An 18675-nucleotide genomic window follows, 5' to 3' on the forward strand; every position below is an offset into this window, starting at 1 on the left:
TCCCTTCATCTTTCGTGCGGAAAGACCCGTGATGACCGTCAACATGCCGATCATGACCAGTGACAGGAGCGCGCGCACGCAGGTGCGCACTTTGGTTGTGGACGATTCGGTCGTCGTGCGAACCGTGATCGAGCGTATCCTGAACGCCGATCCGGCCTATGCCGTGGTCCATAAGGCCAGCAATGCCGAACAGGCGCTGGGCTATGTCGCCGACAATGATGTCGATCTGGTGCTGTTGGACATCGAATTGCCGGGGCAGAGCGGGCTGGCCGCGCTGCCCGCCATTCTGCGCGCCAACGGGCAGGTGAAGGTCGCGATCCTTTCGGGCAAGTGCGAGGAAGGCAGCGCGGCGGCGATCGAGGCGCTGGCGCTGGGCGCAAGCGACATCGTGTCGAAGCCGGGCAGCGGCAGTTTCGGCGAAAATTTCCCCCAGGCACTGATCGAACGGCTCAACCGGCTGTTTGCCGACAGGCCCGCGCCGCAGGCACCATCGCGCCCGGCGATGCCGCCGGTGGTACAGCCTGCCGCGCAACCGATCGCGTGCCTGGGCATTGGCGCATCGACGGGCGGCATTCATGCGCTGGCGCAGCTTTTTGCGGGCCTTGCCGCACCGCTGGGCGTGCCGGTGTTGCTGACCCAGCATCTGCCGGCAAGCTTCACTGTCTATTTCGCGCAACAACTGGCGCGGATGACCAGCCTGAAAGTGCATGTCGCGCAAACCGGCGATACGCTGATGCCCGATACCGTCTATGTCGCGCCGGGTGACGCCAATCTGATATTGCGGCGGGGATTGCACGGGCGGGTGACGATCATCTTAAACTCCGAACGCACGCCTGCGGGCAATTTGCCCGGTGTCGATCCGATGTTCGCCAGCATGGCCGACGTCTATGGCGCGGGTGCCGCCGGGGTCGTGCTGACCGGCATGGGGCGCGACGGGACCGTGGGAGCGCGCGACATCGTGGCCGCTGGCGGCTGGATCGTGGCGCAGGATGAAGCGAGCAGCGTGGTGTGGGGAATGCCGGGATCGGTCGCGGGGGCAGGGTTGACCTGCGCCGTGATGGAACCGCAGGCGATCATGGATTTCGTCGCAAGACGCGGGAAGGTTTTTGTTTGATGGTCATGCCGCCGCCCTCCGCTTCTGCTGCGTTTCAGGGGGCCGCGCGCGTCCTGTCGGGCCTGCTGGAAGCGCGCACCGGGCAGATATTGTCGGAAGGGCGCGCATGGCGGATGGAAACCGCGCTGCGCCCGGTCATGCGGACCCATGGCCTGACCGACATGGACGAACTGGCCGCCCGTTTGCTGCGCAAGGGGGATACGGGGCTGGAAGCCGATGTGGTCAACGCGCTGCTCAACAATGAAAGCAGCTTCTTTCGCGACCTCCAGATTTTCGACATGATTCACCGCCAGATCCTGCCCGCCATCCACGCCGATCGGCCGGATCGGACGCTGCGGATCTGGAGCGCAGGCTGTTCGACGGGGCAGGAGGCCTATTCGCTGGCGATCCGCCTGCGTAACGACGCCGCGCGCTGGAGCGGGTGGCGGATCGAGATATTGGCGACCGACATTTCCACCGCCGCGATCGAGCAGGCGCGATCGGGCATATTTTCGCAGATGGACGTACAGCGCGGCCTGGGCGTCGGCGACCTCATCAAATGGTTCGAACCTGCGGGGGAAGATTGGCGGGCCAGCCCCGAACTGCGCCGGATGATCGATTTCCGCCACGATAATCTGTTCGATGCCAAGGCGCCGAGCGGTGCCTACGACCTGCTGCTATGCCGCAACGTGCTGCTCTACTTCACGCCGGAACGGCGGCAGGCGGTGTTGCAATTGCTGGGTCGGCACAGCCATGCCCGGTCGATATTGCTGCTGGGCGCGGGCGAAACCGTGATTGGCCATGGCGATGATTTCACCGCCCATCCCGATTTCCGCGGCGGCTATGCGCGGCAGGCGGCCGTGCCGGACGGGACGATGGGCCGGGTGCGGCGCGCGGGGTAACTGCGCAACGCGCTTGATTGCCGTGCGGCTCTGCGTCATTGTCCCTGTCAACGTGGCTTCTGGTGAAGCTGGCCGTAAAGGACGCAATGCGTTGGATGCTCTGGTAACTGGCCTTTCCCGATGACCGACATGCCGATGATCGAAACGCCGTCGCCCAATTTCGATGAGCGCAGCCTGCCCATCACCATGCTGGTGCTGCACTATACCGGGATGCCGGATGCTGCGAGCGCGATCAACTGGCTGGCCAATCCCGAATCCAAAGTGTCGGCCCATTATGTCGTGACCGAAGATGGCCAGATCATCCGCATGGTCGATGAAGCCAAGCGGGCGTGGCACGCGGGCCGATCGCACTGGCGCGGGATGGACGACATCAACAGCGCCAGCATCGGCATAGAGATCGTCAATCCGGGGCATGAATGGGGCTATCGCCCTTTCCCCGAAGCGCAGATGGGGTCGTTGATCCCGCTGGTCCATGCCATCGTCCAGCGCCATGGCATCACGCGCGGCAATATCGTCGGCCACAGCGACATTGCGCCCGCGCGCAAGCAGGATCCGGGCGAGCTGTTCCCCTGGGCGCAACTGGCGCGGTTGCGGCTGGCGCTGCCGCGCCCGACCAAGAATCTGATGGACCCGCACTGGACCGACAGCGGCTTCATGCTGGCGCTGGAACGCTTTGGCTATGACATTGCCGATCCGCAGGCCGCGGTGGTCGCATTCCAGCGTCGCTTCCGTCCAGAAGTAATCGACGGGGTGATTTGTGGCGAATGTCGCGCCATCCTGCTCGCGCTGTTGCTGCCCAAGCCCAGGGGCGATGAATAAGTGGGGTGACTCATGGCCGCCAAGCCGATAGAGGCGAGCGCGCCAGAGGGCCGGGCGGCCGCGGCGTGGCGGGTAACTTCCACGGCGAGGAAAGTCCGGGCTCCACGAAATGACGGTGCCGGTTAACGACCGGCTGGAGCGATCCAAGGGACAGTGCAACAGAAAGCAGGTCGCCTCAGTCTTTTAGACTAAGCCTTCGGGCGGGCGAAATTGAAAGGGTGCGGTAAGAGCGCACCGCGTCTGCGGCAACGCAAGGCGGCACGGTAAACCCCACCGGGAGCAAGACCGAATAGGGACGGCGCGCGATGTCAAAATCGCTAGGCCAGTTTCGGCTGAGATCGTCCGGGTTGGTTGCTTGAGGAACGGAGCAATCCGTTCCCTAGAGGAATGGTCGCCTATCCTTCGACGCAGGTCGCGGGTGGACAGAACCCGGCTTACAGGCCCTCTGGCATTTATTTGAGATATTTTGCCGCACCGGCCCGCCCCCCCCCACCCGGCCACCCACAGAATATCCTGAACGGATGGCCGGGCGGGGGGGGGGCGGTGCGGACTGCAAAATCTGCTCTTTCGCGCATTTCCCAACAGGCTCTCAGCAAATATTGCAGGTGGGGTGGCTTTCCGCCCGCACCTTCCCTAATTCGGAACCATGGCACGAAACAGCCGATCCAATGACTGGGGCTTTCCCCGCTGGCGCGCCTATGGTGCATCGCGTGAGGCGCAGCGCGTCCGCATGTGCGACCGCTTTGGTTGCGACCAGCCGGGCGACTGCCCCGCGCCCAAATCCCCCAACAGCCCGGAACGCTGGTATTTCTGCCCCGATCATGCGGGCGAATATAACCGCAACTGGGACTATTTTCAGGGACTGGACCAGGAAGAGCGCGAACAGCGCGAGCGGGACGAGCGACGCGACGCGGGCGGTTATCAGGGCAGCGCCTATCATAGCTGGGGCGGGCCGGGCGACGGCAGCCGTTCGCGCGACGAAATGCACGCGCTCAAGGCGCTGGAACTGGAAGACGATGCCGATTTCGAGGCGGTCAAGAAAAGCTGGCGGCGGCTGGCCAAGGAGTTTCACCCCGACGTCAAGCCCGGCGACGCGCAGGCAGCGGTGATGTTTCAGGCGATTCAGGCAGCCTATGAAGTGTTGCGCACCGCCGAGGAACGGCGGACCTGGAAGCCGCGCGGCGCAGTCGATTGAGGATGGACTGTTGAAGGACAGGGTCCGTTCCAACTGGCAGAATGCCGTGCTGATATGCCGCAAATGCGAAAAGAAGCTGGACGGTGGCTTCGGTCCGAAAGGGAATGAGCGGCTGGCCAAGGCGCTGCGGCGGCATTTGTCGCTGGGCAAGGGGCGCAAGGCAGCGGCGGGCATCGTCGAGGTCAGCTGCCTTGGCGTATGCCCCAAAGGGGCCGTGACCATCGTCAATGGCGCGCAGAGCCGCGACTGGTTGCTGGTGCAGCCGGGCGCGGATCTGGATGCGCTGGGTCAGGCATTGGGGCTGACTGGCGACACGCCCTAAGCGGCTCAATCCACGCTGCTTTTCAACATCGTTAATCCAATACTTACCAATCTATCCTAATCGGATGGAATGTCTCGATCTTCCTCCTTTCGACGCTGGTTGCCCTTGTTGGCGCAATCTGTTTTGGTCCTTGTCGGGCTGGTCGGCCTTTATGCCGTTCCACCGGCACAAGGCCGCATGGTGCTGGTGCCGCTATCGGCGCAGGGGCGTGCGACGCTTGCCGCCGTCGCGATCGACCATGGCGCGCGGCTGGTCGCGGCAGGCCCATGGACGGGTTCCCTGCTGGTCGATGGACAGCGCGACCTGCTGGTCGGGCCATTGCTGCGCCATGGCGTCATCGCCCTGTCCAGCGCGGCGCGTGGATGCGGGGAGTCCGGTCGATGAGTGCCGAAACGAGCCTTACCCGATTGCGGCTTCAGGGATTGCGGGTGCTGCTGTTTGCCAGTTGGCTGTGGACGCTGATGCTGGGCGTTGCGACGCTGTTGCTGCCCGGCGTGCATGGCGGGCAGGCGCTGGCGCTGTCGATGCTGGTCAACATCCTGCCGACCCTTATGCTGCTCCAGCAGCGCACCGACATCGTCGCGCGGCTGGCCATGGGGACGCTGGCGGCGGTGCAGCCTGCCATCGGCCTGTTCCTGCTGTCGGGCCATGCGTGGCAGATGGACGGGCATATGTATTTCTTCGTGGCGCTGGCGGGGCTGGCGCTGCTGTATGACTGGCGGCCGATCTGGCTGGGTGCCGGGTTGGTGGCGCTGCATCATCTGGTGCTGAACTTCATCGTGCCGACTTGGGTGTTTCCCGGCGGCAGCGACCTGGAACGGGTGGCGATCCATGGTGTCGCCGTCATCCTGCAAGCGGCGGTGCTGAGCTATCTGACCGTGCGTCTGCGTGCGATGTTGCGTGCGCTCGATGGCCATATCGAACAATCATCCCGTCTGACCGAGCAGGCACAGGCAGGGCGCGGTGCGGCCGAAGCGGCGATGGTGGCGAGTCGCGATGCGGATGCGCGCGAAGCGGCGCTGCGGCGCACGCAGGAAAAGGATATGGCGCGGATGGCGGCGGACCGGCGTGACGCGACGCTGGCGCTGGTGCGCGAATTTCGCGAATCGGTGTCGGGCATCGTCGGCGCGGTCGGGGCGGCGACGCATGAACTGGAAGAATCGGCCCAGTTGCTGAACGGTCTGGCCCGGCGGGCCAGCATGGGAACAGGCGAAACGGTGGCGGCGGCCGAACAATCCTCTGCCAGCGCCGCATTGCTGGCCCGGCGGATCGAGCGTTTGTCCCAGTCGATCACGGCCATCGCGACTGCGGCCCAGCAGCAGGCGACGCTTGGCGGCGAAGCGCAGCGCGTGTCGAGCGCCGGGCATCTGGCGGTGCAGGACATGGAAGGACGCACTGCGTCGATCACCAGCTTTGCCGATTCGATCAACGATATTGCGTCCCGTACCAACTTGCTGGCGCTCAACGCCACGATCGAGGCGGCGCGGGCCGGCGATGTCGGACGCGGTTTTGCCGTGGTCGCGGGAGAGGTCAAGCAATTGGCCAGCCAGACAAGCAGCGCCACGGGCGAAATCCAGTCGCTGGCATGGTCGGCACGGCAGGGCGCGGGCGTCGCGCGCGAAGCCTTGTCCGATGTGGCGGGGGCCGTCGAACAATTGGCGGACGCGGCCGATGCTATCCAGCGCGCCGCCGCCGATCAGCGCGATGCGACGGCGGCAATCAACCAGTCGGCGCAGGATACCGCGCGCGATGCGACCGAAATGACGCGCCAGATGGAGGGCGTGGCCGATGTCGCGCGCAACACCGAAAGCCTGTCGGACCGAGTGTCGAGCGCGGCGACTGGCCTGTCGCGGACGGCGCAGAATCTGCAACGGGCGACCGATCTGTTCGTGGCCCAGCTGGAAGCGGCGTGAGCGCTGTTAGCCCGCGCGCCTGATCGGTTCGCCGGTCGAGCGCGCCCCATCTGCGAGGGGGTAGAGCCGCTTGTTTTCCCGGTCGATCCGATCGGTCAGCGCGGTCAATATGCGGGCGGTTTCCGAACAGAAACCGCTCCAGTCGCGGGCAACGCGATCATCGCTCCATGCCGACATATAAGTGGCAAAGGCGTCGGCCAGCGCGCCGGTTTCGGTCTGAAGCCGGGCAGCGGTATCGCGGACCTGAGTATCACCCGATTTTTGCAGCGCGGGGTAGAGTATGCGATCTTCGAGCGCCAGATGGGCCATCAACTGGCGTGCCAGTTGCCATCGAATCGCCCCGACCTGGGCCGGATGCGCCACATTGGCGGTCGCCTGCGTCAGCTGTTTCGCCGTCAGGCTGATATCGTCATGCTGACGGCGCAGTTCGGTCAAGTCCATCATGTGACATCTCCGTCCCTACGGAAATCATGATGGCTGGCGCGCCTTAATAAAAGATTGTGTTCCCGCCATTATGGGCGGGAAAGGCAAGACGCCCGGTCCCAATGGGAACCGGGCGTCATGTTCCTGTCAGGCCGGCTGGTCGGCGCGGCTGGCGCCTTGACCGTCCAGATTTTCCGCTGCAAAATCCCAGTTGATCGCTTCCTTCAGCAGCTTTTCGGCATAGGCGGGGCGCAGGTTGCGATAGTCGATATAATAGGCATGTTCCCATACATCGAGGATCAGCAGCGGCGCATGGTCTTCATGCGCGACGGGGGTGTCGGCGTCATGATAGCTGGTGACTTCCAGCTTGCCGTCCTTGAGGATCAGCGCAGCCCAGCCGCTGGCGAAATGGCCGACGGCCTCCGCCTTCATCTTGTCGATCAGGGCGTCGACCGAACCGAAAGCGTCCTCGATCTTGGCCAGCAGGTCGCCGGTCGGCGCGGTCTTGGTCGGCGACAACGACTTCCAGTAGAAGGTGTGGTTCCAGATCTGGCCGACCTGGTTGAACAGACCGCCCTTGGCCGTCTTGATCAGTTCGACCAGCGACTTGCCCTGAAGGCTTGCGTCGGCGGCGACCAGTTCATTGGCCTTCACGACATAGGCATTGTGATGCTTGCCATGATGGAAATCGAACGTTTCGACCGACAGGATGTCGCCGAAAGCGTCCTTGGCATAGGGCAGGTCGGGAAGAACAAAGGCCATGGCGGAACTCCTCGGTTTCGTAATGGGGACGGTCGCACAACGGCTGGCGCGGCCGATTGGTTCAATGGACCGGATCATGGTCCGGGCGGGGCGCTGGCGCGACCGCCCTTGTCCCATATGCGCACCCTGCGCCCATGAAAACCCATATGTGACTATTGCGAAACGATTGCAGAAACGGCCGGCAATTATCCCTGCGGCGGGGTGGTTTCACCCACTTCGTCGCTGTCCAGCCCGTCGCCCAGATTAAGGCCGTGGCGCATCAGCATCGGCACATTGGCAGCGGCAAAGACGACCGAAACGATGGTGACGCCCCACACCTTGACCGCCAGCCATGTGTCGAAGTCCATCGAACGGCGCATGGCTTCGTTGGCAATGGCCATGCCCACGAAGAACAAGGCCCAGTTGCGCGACAGCTTCATCCAGCCGGTGTGCGACAATCCGTCATAGGCGGCCTGAAGCAGATATTTGAGCAGCGGCTGGCCGCGCAGCAACCCGGCGAACAGCATCAGCGCAAAGAAGCTGTAGATGATCGTGGGTTTGAGCTGAATGAAGCGCTGGTCGTGGAAATAGATGGTCAGCCCGCCGAAAAACAGGATCAGCATCGCCGACAGCCACAGCATGGGCGACACCCGGCCCAGCTTCACCTTGGATATGATGACGGCAATGACGATCGCGGCCATGAAGGCGGCGGTGCCGACCGTCATCGCGGTGATCGGATTGCCCCACCCCCAGATCCAGCCGGCCCCCTTATAGGTCAGGAAGAATATCAGCAGCGGCCCGAAATCGAGCGCCAGGCTGAGCGTGCCGCCATGTTTGGGCGGCTGGGTGGGCTTGGTGGTGGTCATCAAAATCGCTCCGTCATCCCAGCGAAGGCTGGGATCCCACTTTTCTTCGCGGTGGTCAGAAGGAAGGGAGATGCCAGCCTGCGCTGGCATGACGAAAGGAGGGCATCACCGCGCATAGGCGGTCCCGGCAATGGCGCGGGCCATGTCGCCTGCATCGAACGGGCGCAGATCCTCGATCTTTTCGCCCACGCCAATGGCATGGATGGGCAGGCGATATTTCTCCGCCGCCGCGACCAGCACGCCGCCGCGCGCCGTGCCGTCCAGCTTGGTCATGACCAGGCCAGTGACTTGCGCGACTTCCTTGAAAACCTCGATCTGGTTCAATGCATTTTGTCCCGTTGTGGCATCCAGCACCAACACAACGTCGTGGGGGGCCGCCGGGTTCAACCGGCCCAGCACTCGGCGCACCTTGGCCAGCTCGTCCATCAGCTCGGTCTTGTTCTGCAAACGCCCGGCAGTGTCCACGATCAGCACGTCGATGCCGGTCGCCGTTGCCTGCTTGACCGCGTCGAACACGATGCCCGCCGCGTCGCCGCCTTCCTTGCCCGCGACGATGGGGATGCCCAGGCGATCGGCCCATATTTTAAGCTGGCCGATGGCCGCCGCGCGGAACGTGTCGCCCGCCGCCAGCATCACGCCATAATCCTGTTCCAGAAACTGGCTGGCCAGCTTGGCGATGGTCGTGGTCTTGCCCGAACCATTGACGCCGATCACCAATATCACCTGCGGCCGGGGAAAAGCTTCTATTTCCAGCGGGCGGGCGACCGGGGCCAGCACCTTCTCGATTTCCTCCGCGATGATTTCGCGCAGATAATCCTCGGTCAGTTCCTTGTTAAAACGCCCGGCGGCCAGCCGTTCGCGCACGCGCCCGGCCATGGCGGGGCCAAGGTCGGTCATGATCAGCGCTTCCTCGATCTCGTCGAGGGTCTGGTCATCGAGTGCGGCCTTGCCGAAAAGGCCGGTGAGATTTTCGCCGAGCTTGTCGGACGTGCGCTTCAATCCGCCAAAGAGGCGATCGCGCCAGCTGGTTCCTGTGTCAGTCATTGCCCGACCTCTTGCGCGATCAGGACGCCCTTCTCAAGCCCCGTGATCGTTGCGGCCACGATGGCGCCGGGCGTTTGCGGCGTGGCAAAACGGACCGGCGCGAAATTTTCGGCGTGGCCGCGCGCGCCGCTCAGTTCGACCAGCATCGATTGGCGCGTGCCGACCAGCGATGCCAGCCACGCTTCCCGTTGCCCTTCGCACGCGGCGCGCAGGCGGGCGGCGCGCGCCTTGATAATTGCGCGATCCACCTGCGGCATCCGCGCGGCGGGGGTGCCGGTGCGCGGCGAATAGGGAAAGATATGGCCGTGGACGATCTGGCAATCGGCCACCAGCGCCAGGCTGTTTTCGAACATCGCGTCATCTTCGGTCGGGAAACCGGCGATGATGTCCGCGCCAATGCTGATGTCCGGGCGCGCGCTTTTGAGCCGCTCCACGATGCGCACCGCGTCGGCCCGGCTGTGGCGGCGCTTCATGCGCTTGAGGATCATGTCGTCGCCCGCCTGCAACGACAGATGCAAATGCGGCATCATGCGCGGTTCGTGGGCGATCAGGTCGAACAGGCGTTCGTCAATTTCCACACTGTCGATGGACGACAGGCGCAGGCGGGGCAGGTCCGGCACGCCCTTCAATATCCGTTCGACCAGAGAACCCAGCGACGGGCTGCCCGGCAGGTCGGGGCCATAGCTGGTGACATCCACCCCGGTCAGCACGATTTCGCGATAGCCCGCATCCACCAGTTCGCGTGCCTTGTCCACGACTGCGCCGGCCGGAACGGAGCGGCTGTTGCCCCTGCCATAGGGGATGATGCAAAAAGTGCAGCGATGGTCGCAACCATTTTGCACCTCCAGAAAGGCGCGGGCATGATCGGCAAAGGCGCTGGCCATATGGGGCGCAGTGTCGCGCACGGCCATGATGTCGGCGACGCGGATTTTCTCCGGCATTATCCCGGCGAACGCCGGGCTTTCGCGTTCTTCACTCCGCGTCCTCTGCGCCTCTGCGCGCAAAATATTCTCTTCGCGCAGAGGCGCAGAGGACGCTGAGAAAAAAGGGTCCGGCTGTCGCCGGGATGACGGAAGATAGGCTTGCGCCTCCAGCTTTTCCCGGTTGCCCAGCACCAGATCGACTTCGGCCATTGCCCCAAAGGTTTCCGGGTCGGTCTGCGCGGCGCATCCGGTGACGATGATCCGTGCGTCGGGCTGTTCGCGCCGGGCGCGGCGGATCGCCTGCCGGGTCTGACGCACCGCCTCTGCCGTCACGGCGCAACTGTTGACGACGACCAGCCCGTCCTGCGCGCCAGCCATATCCCTTATGGCCTCGCTCTCCGCAATGTTGAGGCGGCAGCCCAGCGTGATGATGTCGGGTCCGGCCATGGCTTAAAAGCGCGACCAGTCCGCCTCGCCATCGAACACATGGGTGGCCGGACCAGTCATGCTGATAGTGCCGCCCGGCGTCCAGTCGATGATCAGGTCACCGCCCGGCAGGCTGACGGTCACGGGACCGCGCACCAGCTTGCGGCGCACGGCGGCAACGGCCGTGGCGCACGCCCCGGTGCCGCAGGCGCGGGTCAGGCCAGCGCCCCTTTCCCAAACGATCAGGCGGATATGATCGTCGCCCATAACCTGTGCGAAATTCACGTTCACGCGGGCGGGAAAGAGCGGGTCGGTTTCGATGATCGGGCCAAGCCGGGCCGTGTCCACCGCGTCCAGATCCTCCACGAAGAAGATGACATGCGGATTGCCGACATTGACGGCGGCAGGCGCAGGCAGGTCTTCCCAACTCGCGCTCATGGTCAGCGTGTCCATGGCATAGGCCAGCGGGATCGCGTCCCAATCGAAACGCGGCGCCCCCATATCGACGCGCGCGCCGCCATCGATCACCTTTGCGTCGAGCAGGCCCGCGCGCGTGCGGATCAGCACATCGCGGCCTACGAACAACGGCACGCAGCGGGTGGCGTTGCCGCACGCCTCCACTTCGCTGCCGTCGGCGTTGAATATCTGCATCGAAACATCTGCATCGTCGGCGTTGCCAATCAGGATCAACTGGTCGCACCCGATCCCGGCATGACGATCGGCAATAGCGCGCGCGCGCCCCTGCGTCATCTCCACCGCATCGACGCGCGCGTCGATCACGACAAAGTCGTTGCCCAGGCCATGCATTTTGGAAAAGCGTCCCATGATGGCCGCGCATGTAGGGTATAGCGGGTCAAAATGCCACAACCTCCGTTCGGGCTGAGCTTGTCGAAGCCTTGCCTTTCTGATTTCCTCCCGCAATGCCCTTCTGGACCTATATGCTCCATTGCAACCGTGGTGCTCTTTATGTCGGGCACACCGACAATTTGGAGCAACGTATCGCCCAGCATGAGCATGGCGCTATTCCAGGATTTACGGCAGACCGTTTGCCGGTGAAGCTGATCTGGTCTGAATATTTTTCCACCCGTATCGAAGCGCTTGAGATGGAGCGGCGAATCAAAGGCTGGAGTCGCGCCAAGAAGCTGGCGTTGGTTCGTGGTGATTGGGATCGGATCAGTCTGTTGGCGCGCAGCAAGGGGAAGGGCAAGGCTTCGACAGGCTCCGCCCGAACGGGAAAAGAGGATTGTCATGGCGATTAAGATGCACGCTTCGCTGGCGGTCCATCCCGGCGATTGGCTCAAGACCGAAATTGTCGCGGCGCATGGCCTCAAAGTCGGCGATCTGGCCGATCATCTGTGCGTCACGCTCCAGACCGTCAGCCGCCTGCTCAATCAGCGGCAGGATTTGACGGCGGACATGGCGATCCGGTTCGAAAAGCTGTTCGGCATTGACGCGGATACGCTGGTGCGGATGCAGATGCGTCACGATCTGTCACTGGCGCGGCAACATGCCGATGCGCTGGAGGTCAAACCGCTGGCGGCGTGATGTTTAGCCCGCCACCACAGCCCGCTTCTGCCCATAGAGAAAATATACCGCCAGCCCCACCGCGTTCCACGCGAAGCAGGCCATGATCGTCTGCATCGGCAGGCTGATGAACAGATAGGCGCATCCCCCGATCGCGCCCAGCCCCACGAACCACGCGGCAGGCGTGCGGAACGGACGGCGCAAGTTGGGCGAGCGGCGGCGCAGGACGAGGAGGCAGGCACCCACGGCGGTGAATGCGATCAGCGTGCCCGCATTTGCCAGCGCGGCAATCTCGTCAATCGGCAGCAGGCCCGCGATGATCGCGACCAGCACGGCCGTCACGATGGTGATCCGCACCGGCGTTCCGCGCTTGGAAATCTTGGCCAGCGATTGCGGCAAAAACCCGTCGCGCGCCATGACCAGAAATATGCGGCTCTGGCCATAGAGGAAGCCGAGCAGCACAGTGGGCAGGGCGATGACGGCGGCGATGGCGACGATCCGCGCCACGCTGCCCTGACCCATTTCGCGCAGGATGAGGGCCAGCGGTTCGGGGCTGTCGGCAAAGCGGGTGAAGGGCATCGCGCCGATCGCGGCGGCAGCGACCAGGACATAGATGATGGTGCAGACGATCAGCGACCCGACGATGCCGATGGCCAGGTCGCGGTCCGGGTTCTTGGCTTCTTCCGCCGCCGTCGAAATCGCGTCGAAACCGTAAAAGGCGAAGAAGATGATCGCGGCGGCGGCCATGACGCCGCGCTCGACCCCGTCCGGTCCCATATGTTTGGCAAAGCCGAACGGCATGAACGGCTCCAAATTCTGCGCGTCGAAGGCAGGCAGGGCGAACCAGACGAACAGGCTCAACGTCGCGATCTTGATCAGCACCAGTACGCTGTTCAGCCGCGCGCTTTCATGGGTGCCGAGCATCAGCAGGCCCGCGACTACCGCAATGATGAAGATGGCGGGCAGGTTGATGATGCCGCCCAGTTCCGGCCCCTGCGTCAGGCTGACGGGAAAACCGATGCCGGTCAGCAACGGCGCGGCATAGCCCGACCAGCCGACCGCCACCGTCGACACGACCAGCGAATATTCCAGAATGAGGCTCCACCCCACGACCCAGGCGATCCCTTCGCCCAGCGCGACATAGCTATAGCTGTAGGCGCTGCCCGCCGCGGGCATCATGGTCGACAATTCGGCATAGGCGAGGGCGGCGCAGGCGCAGATCGCGCCCGCAATGGCAAAGGAGAGCAGAACGGCAGGCCCGGCCCGGTCCGCGCCGACGCCGATCAGCGTCAATATGCCCGTGCCGACGATCGCCCCCACGCCCAGCGCCAGCAGATGCGGCCAGGACAGGGTTCGCGCCAGCCGCTGCTGGTCGCCGCTCGGCGTCATCGCCTCCATCGGCTTGCGGCGTGTCCAGCTCATGGTGCGGTTCCCTCATCATCCCTCATGCCAGCGGCGGCTGGCATCCCTGTTTTTCTGGCGACACAGTGGTGCAAAAGAAAGCGGGATGCCAGCCTTGCGTGCCATGACGGGAAAGGCGGCGGCACGACTTGCGATTATCGCATGTCTGCGCTAAGGGCGCGTCTGCAATCGGGCGGGTTTCCGTTCGGTCCCTGACAAATCCATTGAGCGCGCACCCGGAAACGGGCCTGCATCAGGCGTTCTGCATGGACGCTGGTTGGCGAGGTTTCGCCCACCGGCGATTTTGTCGTTTTGGCGGGAATGCAAAGATTTTCAGGCCTTTGGGGCCAATTGAGGTGATGATGTTCGATTCGCTGAGCGATCGTCTGAGTGGGGTATTCGACAAGCTGCGTGGGCGTGGTGCGCTTACGGAGGACGATGTCCGCGCCGCGATGCGTGAAGTGCGAATCGCGCTGCTGGAAGCCGACGTCGCGCTGCCGGTCGTGCGCCAGTTCGTCGATCAGGCGACCGAACGCGCCGTGGGCAGCGACGTGCTGCGTTCGGTCACGCCGGGGCAGATGGTCGTCAAGATCGTCTCCGACACACTCACCGAAACGCTGGGTTCCGACACGTCGGACCTGATGATCGACGTCACCCCGCCCGCCGTCATCATGATGGTCGGCTTGCAGGGTTCGGGCAAGACGACGACGACCGCCAAGATCGCCAAGCGGCTGAAGGAGCGGGACCGTAAGAAAGTGCTGATGGCGTCGCTCGACGTCCAGCGCCCCGCCGCGCAGGAACAGCTGGCGGTGCTGGGCACCCAGTGCGACGTCGCGACCCTGCCGATCGTGCCGGGGCAACAGCCGGTGGACATCGCCCGTCGCGCGCTCCAGTCGGCCAAGTTGCAGGGCTTTGACGTCGTCATGCTCGATACCGCCGGTCGCCTGCATGTCGATCAGGCGCTGATGGATGAGATGAAGGCGGTCGCCGACGTGGCGACGCCTGCCGAAATCCTGCTGGTCGTGGACTCGCTGACGGGTCAGGATGCGGTCAATGTGGCGCAGAGCTTTACGAGCCAGGTGCCGCTGACCGGCGTGGTGCTGACCCGTATGGACGGCGACGCGCGCGGTGGTGCGGCGCTGTCGATGCGGGCGGTCACTGGCCGCCCGATCAAGTTCGCCGGCACCGGGGAGAAACTCGACGCGCTGGAGGTGTTCCATCCGCAGCGAGTCGCGCAGCGTATCTTGGGCATGGGCGATGTCGTATCGCTGGTCGAGCGCGCCGCCGAAAGCATCGACGCGGACGAAGCCGACAAGCTGGCCAAGAAGATGGCCAAGGGTCAGTTCGACATGAACGACCTGCGCGCGCAACTGGGCCAGATGCGCCGCATGGGCGGGCTGGGCGCGCTGGCGGGCATGTTGCCAGGCCTGAAAAAGGCGCAGGCAGCGATGGCCAATAGCGGCGCGAACGACAAGACGCTGATCCACCTCGACGCGATGATCGGCTCCATGACGCCCAAGGAGCGGGAAAAGCCCGCCCTGATCAACGCCAAGCGCAAGATCCGCATCGCCAAGGGTGCCGGTCGCAGCGTGCAGGAAGTCAACCGTCTCCTGAAAATGCATCAGGAAATGGAAGGCGCGATGAAGAAGATCCGCAAGATGGGCGGCCTGAAAGGGCTGGCCAAGATGTTCACGGGTGGCGGCATGGGTGGCCTTGGCGGCCCGGATGGCGCAGGTGGTCCTCCCGACCTGTCGGGCCTTGGCGGCGCGCTGGGCGGATTGGGCGGCGGCAACATGCCAAAGCTTCCGCCCGGCTTTCAGAATTTCATGAAGAAATAATCAGTTCCAACATATCGGTTTGAAGTAGAAAGGTAAGTTCCATGGCAACGTCCATTCGTCTGTCGCGCGGCGGCTCCAAGAAGCGTCCCTATTATCGTATCGTCGTGGCCGACAGCCGCGCGCCGCGTGATGGCAAGTTCATCGAGCGTATCGGCAGCTATAACCCGGTCCTGCCCAAGGGCGATGAAAAGCGCGTCATTCTCGACACAGAACGCGCCAAGCATTGGGTTGCCGCCGGCGCGCAGCCGACCGACCGCGTCGCACGCTTTCTGGACGCCGCTGGCGTGAAGGAACGCCCCGCACGCAACAACCCGAACAAGGCAGTGCCGGGCCAGAAGGCCAAGGACCGCGCCGAAGATCGTGCGGCCAAGATCGCCGAAGCGCAGGAAGCTGCCGACGCTGCCCGCGCCGCAGCCGAAGAAGCCGCCAAGGCTCCTGTCGAAGCGCCTGTGGTTGAAGAAGCCGCTGCCGCTGAAGAAGCGCCCGCTGCCGAAGCGCCTGCCGAAGAAGCCGCCGCTGAAAAGACCGAGGGCTGATCCTCTTGACCGACAAGCCCGTCACGCTCGCCGCGATCATCGGGGCGCATGGGGTGGCGGGCGAAGTCCGTCTGAAACTGTTTGGCGAAGGGGCCGAAAGCCTCAAAGCCTATGGCAGTTTCGATGCGGCGGGGCGCACATTGACGTTGAAGTCGGTGCGCCCCAGCCCCAATGGCGCGGTCGCGCGTTTCGCCGAGGTGGAGACACGAAGCGCAGCCGAAGCCCTGCGCGGCACGGCGCTTACCGTCCCGCGATCCGCCCTGCCGCCTTTGGGCGAGGGCGAATATTATCATGCCGACGTGATCGGCCTGCCCTGCACGTCCAGCGAGGGCGAAGCCTTGGGCGACATCATCGCGATCGAAAATTTCGGCGCGGGCGACGTGATCGAAATCCAGCGCCCGTCCTTGGATGACAAGCCCGGCAAGCGCTTCATGGTGCCGATGCACGCAGTCACACTGTCGGACGATGCGGCTATGATTGACGCGCTGTTCGTGGAATAGTATATACTTTCTGTATATACGAAAGGCGCGATCATGGGCGAAGAATATCGGGCCAGGATTTTCAAGTCGGGCAACAGCCTGGCCTTGCGCCTGCCAAAGGCGCTGGGCTTGGCCGAAGGCGAGGAAGTCGTTCTGCTTCCCCATGAAGATGGCAGCATCTCTTTCTGGAAAGAAGATCAGGCACGACAGGTTTTCCTCGCGCTTTACGGCAGCATGTCGACTGACTTCATGCAGGATGGACGCGGCGATACCGAACAGGCAGACCGCGACTGGACGTCCGGTGCGCCGCAAGCCGCATGACCAGCGGCTATCTGCTCGACACGAATGTCTGCATCGACTTTCTGCTGGGACGCAGCGCCGCACTGGTGGAACGGGTGGGCAACAGCTTTGGCGCGCTGGCGGTATCGGCAATCACGGCGGCGGAATTGCGCGTGGGCAGTCGCACGTCCAGCGATCCAAAGGGCGATATGCGCCGGGTCGATACGTTTCTTTCGATGCTCGACATTGCGCCGTTCGATGCGCGCGCAGCCGCAAGCTATGCTGATGTCGTGCGTCATGTCGGCGTGCGGCGCAAAAGTTTCGATCGGCTGATCGGGGCGCAGGCGCTGCTGCTCGGCCTGACGCTGGTGACCTGCAACGAACGCGATTTTGCCGACATTTCCGGGCTTAGGCTGGAGAACTGGACATTATGATCCGCGCGATTCTCCTCCTGCTCCTCGCGATCATCCCCGCCACGGCCCACGCGGCCGACCCCGCCAAAATCGCCGCTGTCATCCCCGACATCGACCGCATCTTCGCCGAGTTTCAGGTGGACAGCCATGCCCCCGGCCTTGTCTACGGCATCGTTGCGGACGGGCGGATGGTCCATGTAAAGGGGCTGGGCGTGCAGGATCTGGTCGACAAACGCCCGGTCACGCCCGACAGCCTGTTCCGCATCGCGTCGATGACCAAGGCGTTTACGGCACTTGCCATCCTGAAACTGCGCGACGACGGGAAACTGGGGCTGGACGATCTGGCCGAAACCCATGTGCCGGAACTGCGCAACTGGACCTATCCGACCAGGGACAGCCCGCGCATCCGCATCCGCGACCTGCTGACCCACAGCGCGGGCTTTGTGGACGACAACCCGTGGGGCGACCGGCAGACGCCATTGCCGCAGGCCGACTTCACGAAGATGCTGGCGCAGGGCGTGCCGTTCAGCACCGCGCCCGGCACGGCCTATGAATATAGCAATTTTGGCTATGCGCTGCTGGGGCGGGTCATAGCCAACGTGTCGGGGCAGCCCTATCGCCGCTATGTCGAACGCACGCTGCTCACTCCGCTGGGCATGGCGTCCAGCGGCTATCAGATGAGCGAATGGCCGCTGAAGCGCCGCGCGATCGGTTATCGCTGGGCGGACGGCCACTGGACGCAGGAACCGACGATGGCCGATGGCGCGTTCGGCGCAATGGGTGGGTTGCAGACCAGTGCGAATGATTATGCGCGCTGGGTCGCCTTCCTGCTGTCGGCCTGGCCCGCGCGCGACGATGCGGAGGCAGGTCCGGTGGCGCGCGCGTCGGTGCGGATGCTGGCGCAGGGCAGCAATTTCGTGACGCTGGCGCAGCGTAACGGCACGAGTGGGCCGAGCGCCTGCCGTCAGGCGGCGGCCTATGGCTTTGCGATGCGGGTGGCGCAGGATTGTGACCTGGGCCTGACGCTGGCGCATGGCGGCGGCTATCCCGGCTATGGCAGCCATGTGATGCTGATGCCCGACCATGGCGTGGGCATTTTCGTCTTTACCAACCGGACTTATAATGGCGGCAGCGGCGCGGCCTGGGACGCGGCGGTGGCGCTGCATCGGGCGGGCGCGCTGATCGCGCGGACGCTGCCGGTGTCGGCGTTGCTGGCCGATGGCTATGGCGCGGCTGCCCGCATCTATGCGGCGGGCGATGTGCTGGCGGCGCGGGACAGGCTGGCGATGAACTTCCTGATGGACGCCGACGCCGCACATTGGGCGCGCAAACTGGCGGCGCTGAAAAGCGAAGTCGGCGCCTGCCGCAGCGACGCGCCGATCGTCGCCACCGGCGCGCTGTCGGGGCGCTTCACCTGGACGTGCGAAAAGGGGCGGGTCGCAGGCACGATCCTGCTCGCCCCCACGCCGACAGCGCAGATTCAGGAATGGAAGATCGCGATCAAGACGCCCTGAACTGGACGTCTTTGCGCCATTGTC

The 18675-nt window shown here is 64.2% G+C and carries 22 protein-coding genes and 1 other RNA gene; 16 read left to right on the forward strand and 7 right to left on the reverse strand.

Annotation, left to right across the window (positions count from 1 at the left end):
- Positions 1–31: 31 nt before the first annotated feature.
- The 8 genes from SPBM01_RS00775 (at position 32) to SPBM01_RS00810 (ending at position 6244) form a co-directional block, all read left to right on the forward strand.
- Positions 32–1114 carry a chemotaxis protein CheB gene (locus SPBM01_RS00775; protein WP_188063563.1) on the forward strand — a complete coding sequence of 361 codons (1083 nt, stop codon included), beginning with the start codon at positions 32–34 and terminating at the stop codon, positions 1112–1114.
- Positions 1114–1995 carry a CheR family methyltransferase gene (locus tag SPBM01_RS00780; RefSeq protein WP_188063564.1) on the forward strand — a complete coding sequence of 294 codons (882 nt, stop codon included), beginning with the start codon at positions 1114–1116 and terminating at the stop codon, positions 1993–1995. The genes SPBM01_RS00775 and SPBM01_RS00780 overlap by 1 nt, the downstream gene beginning before the upstream one ends.
- Before the next feature lie 120 nt (positions 1996–2115).
- The gene (locus tag SPBM01_RS00785) at positions 2116–2814 is read left to right on the forward strand and encodes an N-acetylmuramoyl-L-alanine amidase (protein ID WP_188063565.1); all 699 of its coding nucleotides are present in this window, start codon (positions 2116–2118) and stop codon (positions 2812–2814) included.
- A 42-nt stretch (positions 2815–2856) separates the two neighbouring features.
- Positions 2857–3267, forward strand: an RNA gene (rnpB, locus tag SPBM01_RS00790) — RNase P RNA component class A.
- A 193-nt stretch (positions 3268–3460) separates the two neighbouring features.
- Positions 3461–4009, forward strand: coding sequence for a J domain-containing protein (locus tag SPBM01_RS00795; RefSeq protein ID WP_188063566.1), 549 nt, complete (start codon positions 3461–3463; stop codon positions 4007–4009).
- A 10-nt stretch (positions 4010–4019) separates the two neighbouring features.
- On the forward strand, positions 4020–4331 hold the full coding sequence (locus SPBM01_RS00800; protein WP_188063567.1) for a (2Fe-2S) ferredoxin domain-containing protein: 312 nt from the start codon (positions 4020–4022) through the stop codon (positions 4329–4331).
- Positions 4332–4439: 108 nt separating this feature from the next.
- Entirely contained in the window at positions 4440–4715 is a 276-nt protein-coding gene (locus tag SPBM01_RS00805; RefSeq protein ID WP_262504294.1) for a hypothetical protein, read from the forward strand.
- The gene (locus SPBM01_RS00810) at positions 4712–6244 is read left to right on the forward strand and encodes a methyl-accepting chemotaxis protein (RefSeq protein WP_188063569.1); all 1533 of its coding nucleotides are present in this window, start codon (positions 4712–4714) and stop codon (positions 6242–6244) included. Before SPBM01_RS00805 ends, SPBM01_RS00810 begins: the two co-directional genes overlap by 4 nt.
- 6 nt (positions 6245–6250) lie before the next feature.
- Here SPBM01_RS00810 and SPBM01_RS00815 read toward each other — a convergent pair whose 3' ends face one another.
- The 6 genes from SPBM01_RS00815 to dapF form a co-directional block, all read right to left on the reverse strand.
- Positions 6251–6688, reverse strand: a complete 438-nt coding sequence (locus tag SPBM01_RS00815) for a hemerythrin domain-containing protein (protein ID WP_262504295.1) — start codon at positions 6686–6688, stop codon at positions 6251–6253.
- A gap of 126 nt (positions 6689–6814) precedes the next feature.
- The gene (locus SPBM01_RS00820; RefSeq protein WP_188063570.1) at positions 6815–7429 is read right to left on the reverse strand and encodes a superoxide dismutase; all 615 of its coding nucleotides are present in this window, start codon (positions 7427–7429) and stop codon (positions 6815–6817) included.
- A gap of 185 nt (positions 7430–7614) precedes the next feature.
- Positions 7615–8274 (reverse strand): septation protein IspZ, encoded by a 660-nt coding sequence (ispZ, locus tag SPBM01_RS00825; RefSeq protein ID WP_188063571.1) that lies wholly within the window; start codon positions 8272–8274, stop codon positions 7615–7617.
- Between the two features lie 105 nt (positions 8275–8379).
- Positions 8380–9318, reverse strand: coding sequence for a signal recognition particle-docking protein FtsY (gene ftsY, locus SPBM01_RS00830; RefSeq protein WP_188063572.1), 939 nt, complete (start codon positions 9316–9318; stop codon positions 8380–8382).
- Entirely contained in the window at positions 9315–10688 is a 1374-nt protein-coding gene (gene mtaB, locus SPBM01_RS00835; RefSeq protein ID WP_188063573.1) for a tRNA (N(6)-L-threonylcarbamoyladenosine(37)-C(2))-methylthiotransferase MtaB, read from the reverse strand. The genes ftsY and mtaB overlap by 4 nt, the downstream gene beginning before the upstream one ends.
- A 3-nt stretch (positions 10689–10691) precedes the next feature.
- Positions 10692–11492, reverse strand: a complete 801-nt coding sequence (dapF, locus tag SPBM01_RS00840; protein ID WP_188063574.1) for a diaminopimelate epimerase — start codon at positions 11490–11492, stop codon at positions 10692–10694.
- Between the two features lie 113 nt (positions 11493–11605).
- On the opposite strand from dapF, the gene SPBM01_RS00845 reads away from it, so the two are divergent.
- Together SPBM01_RS00845 and SPBM01_RS00850 are read left to right on the forward strand one after the other, a co-directional pair.
- The gene (locus SPBM01_RS00845) at positions 11606–11926 is read left to right on the forward strand and encodes a GIY-YIG nuclease family protein (protein ID WP_262504296.1); all 321 of its coding nucleotides are present in this window, start codon (positions 11606–11608) and stop codon (positions 11924–11926) included.
- Positions 11916–12212 carry a HigA family addiction module antitoxin gene (locus SPBM01_RS00850; protein ID WP_188063576.1) on the forward strand — a complete coding sequence of 99 codons (297 nt, stop codon included), beginning with the start codon at positions 11916–11918 and terminating at the stop codon, positions 12210–12212. The genes SPBM01_RS00845 and SPBM01_RS00850 overlap by 11 nt, the downstream gene beginning before the upstream one ends.
- 3 nt (positions 12213–12215) lie before the next feature.
- Here the strand turns inward: SPBM01_RS00850 and SPBM01_RS00855 are convergent, their stop codons facing one another.
- Positions 12216–13613 (reverse strand): amino acid permease, encoded by a 1398-nt coding sequence (locus SPBM01_RS00855; RefSeq protein ID WP_188063577.1) that lies wholly within the window; start codon positions 13611–13613, stop codon positions 12216–12218.
- Positions 13614–13951: 338 nt separating this feature from the next.
- Between SPBM01_RS00855 and ffh the strand changes: the two genes are divergently transcribed.
- The 6 genes from ffh to SPBM01_RS00885 are packed head-to-tail and all read left to right on the forward strand — an operon-like array spanning position 13952 to position 18651.
- Positions 13952–15430 (forward strand): signal recognition particle protein, encoded by a 1479-nt coding sequence (gene ffh, locus SPBM01_RS00860; RefSeq protein ID WP_188063578.1) that lies wholly within the window; start codon positions 13952–13954, stop codon positions 15428–15430.
- A gap of 41 nt (positions 15431–15471) precedes the next feature.
- Positions 15472–15966: a 30S ribosomal protein S16 gene (rpsP, locus tag SPBM01_RS00865; protein WP_188063579.1), complete on the forward strand. Its 495-nt coding sequence runs from the start codon at positions 15472–15474 to the stop codon at positions 15964–15966.
- A gap of 5 nt (positions 15967–15971) precedes the next feature.
- Positions 15972–16466, forward strand: a complete 495-nt coding sequence (gene rimM, locus SPBM01_RS00870; protein WP_188063580.1) for a ribosome maturation factor RimM — start codon at positions 15972–15974, stop codon at positions 16464–16466.
- A 33-nt stretch (positions 16467–16499) separates the two neighbouring features.
- A complete protein-coding gene (locus SPBM01_RS00875) occupies positions 16500–16766 on the forward strand; it encodes an antitoxin (RefSeq protein ID WP_188063581.1) in 267 nt (88 codons plus the stop codon).
- The gene (locus SPBM01_RS00880) at positions 16763–17158 is read left to right on the forward strand and encodes a type II toxin-antitoxin system VapC family toxin (protein WP_188063582.1); all 396 of its coding nucleotides are present in this window, start codon (positions 16763–16765) and stop codon (positions 17156–17158) included. Before SPBM01_RS00875 ends, SPBM01_RS00880 begins: the two co-directional genes overlap by 4 nt.
- A complete protein-coding gene (locus tag SPBM01_RS00885; protein WP_188063583.1) occupies positions 17155–18651 on the forward strand; it encodes a serine hydrolase domain-containing protein in 1497 nt (498 codons plus the stop codon). Before SPBM01_RS00880 ends, SPBM01_RS00885 begins: the two co-directional genes overlap by 4 nt.
- Positions 18652–18675 lie beyond the last annotated feature (24 nt).

Source organism: Sphingobium sp. KCTC 72723, from assembly GCF_014280435.1.
Lineage (GTDB): Bacteria > Pseudomonadota > Alphaproteobacteria > Sphingomonadales > Sphingomonadaceae > Sphingobium.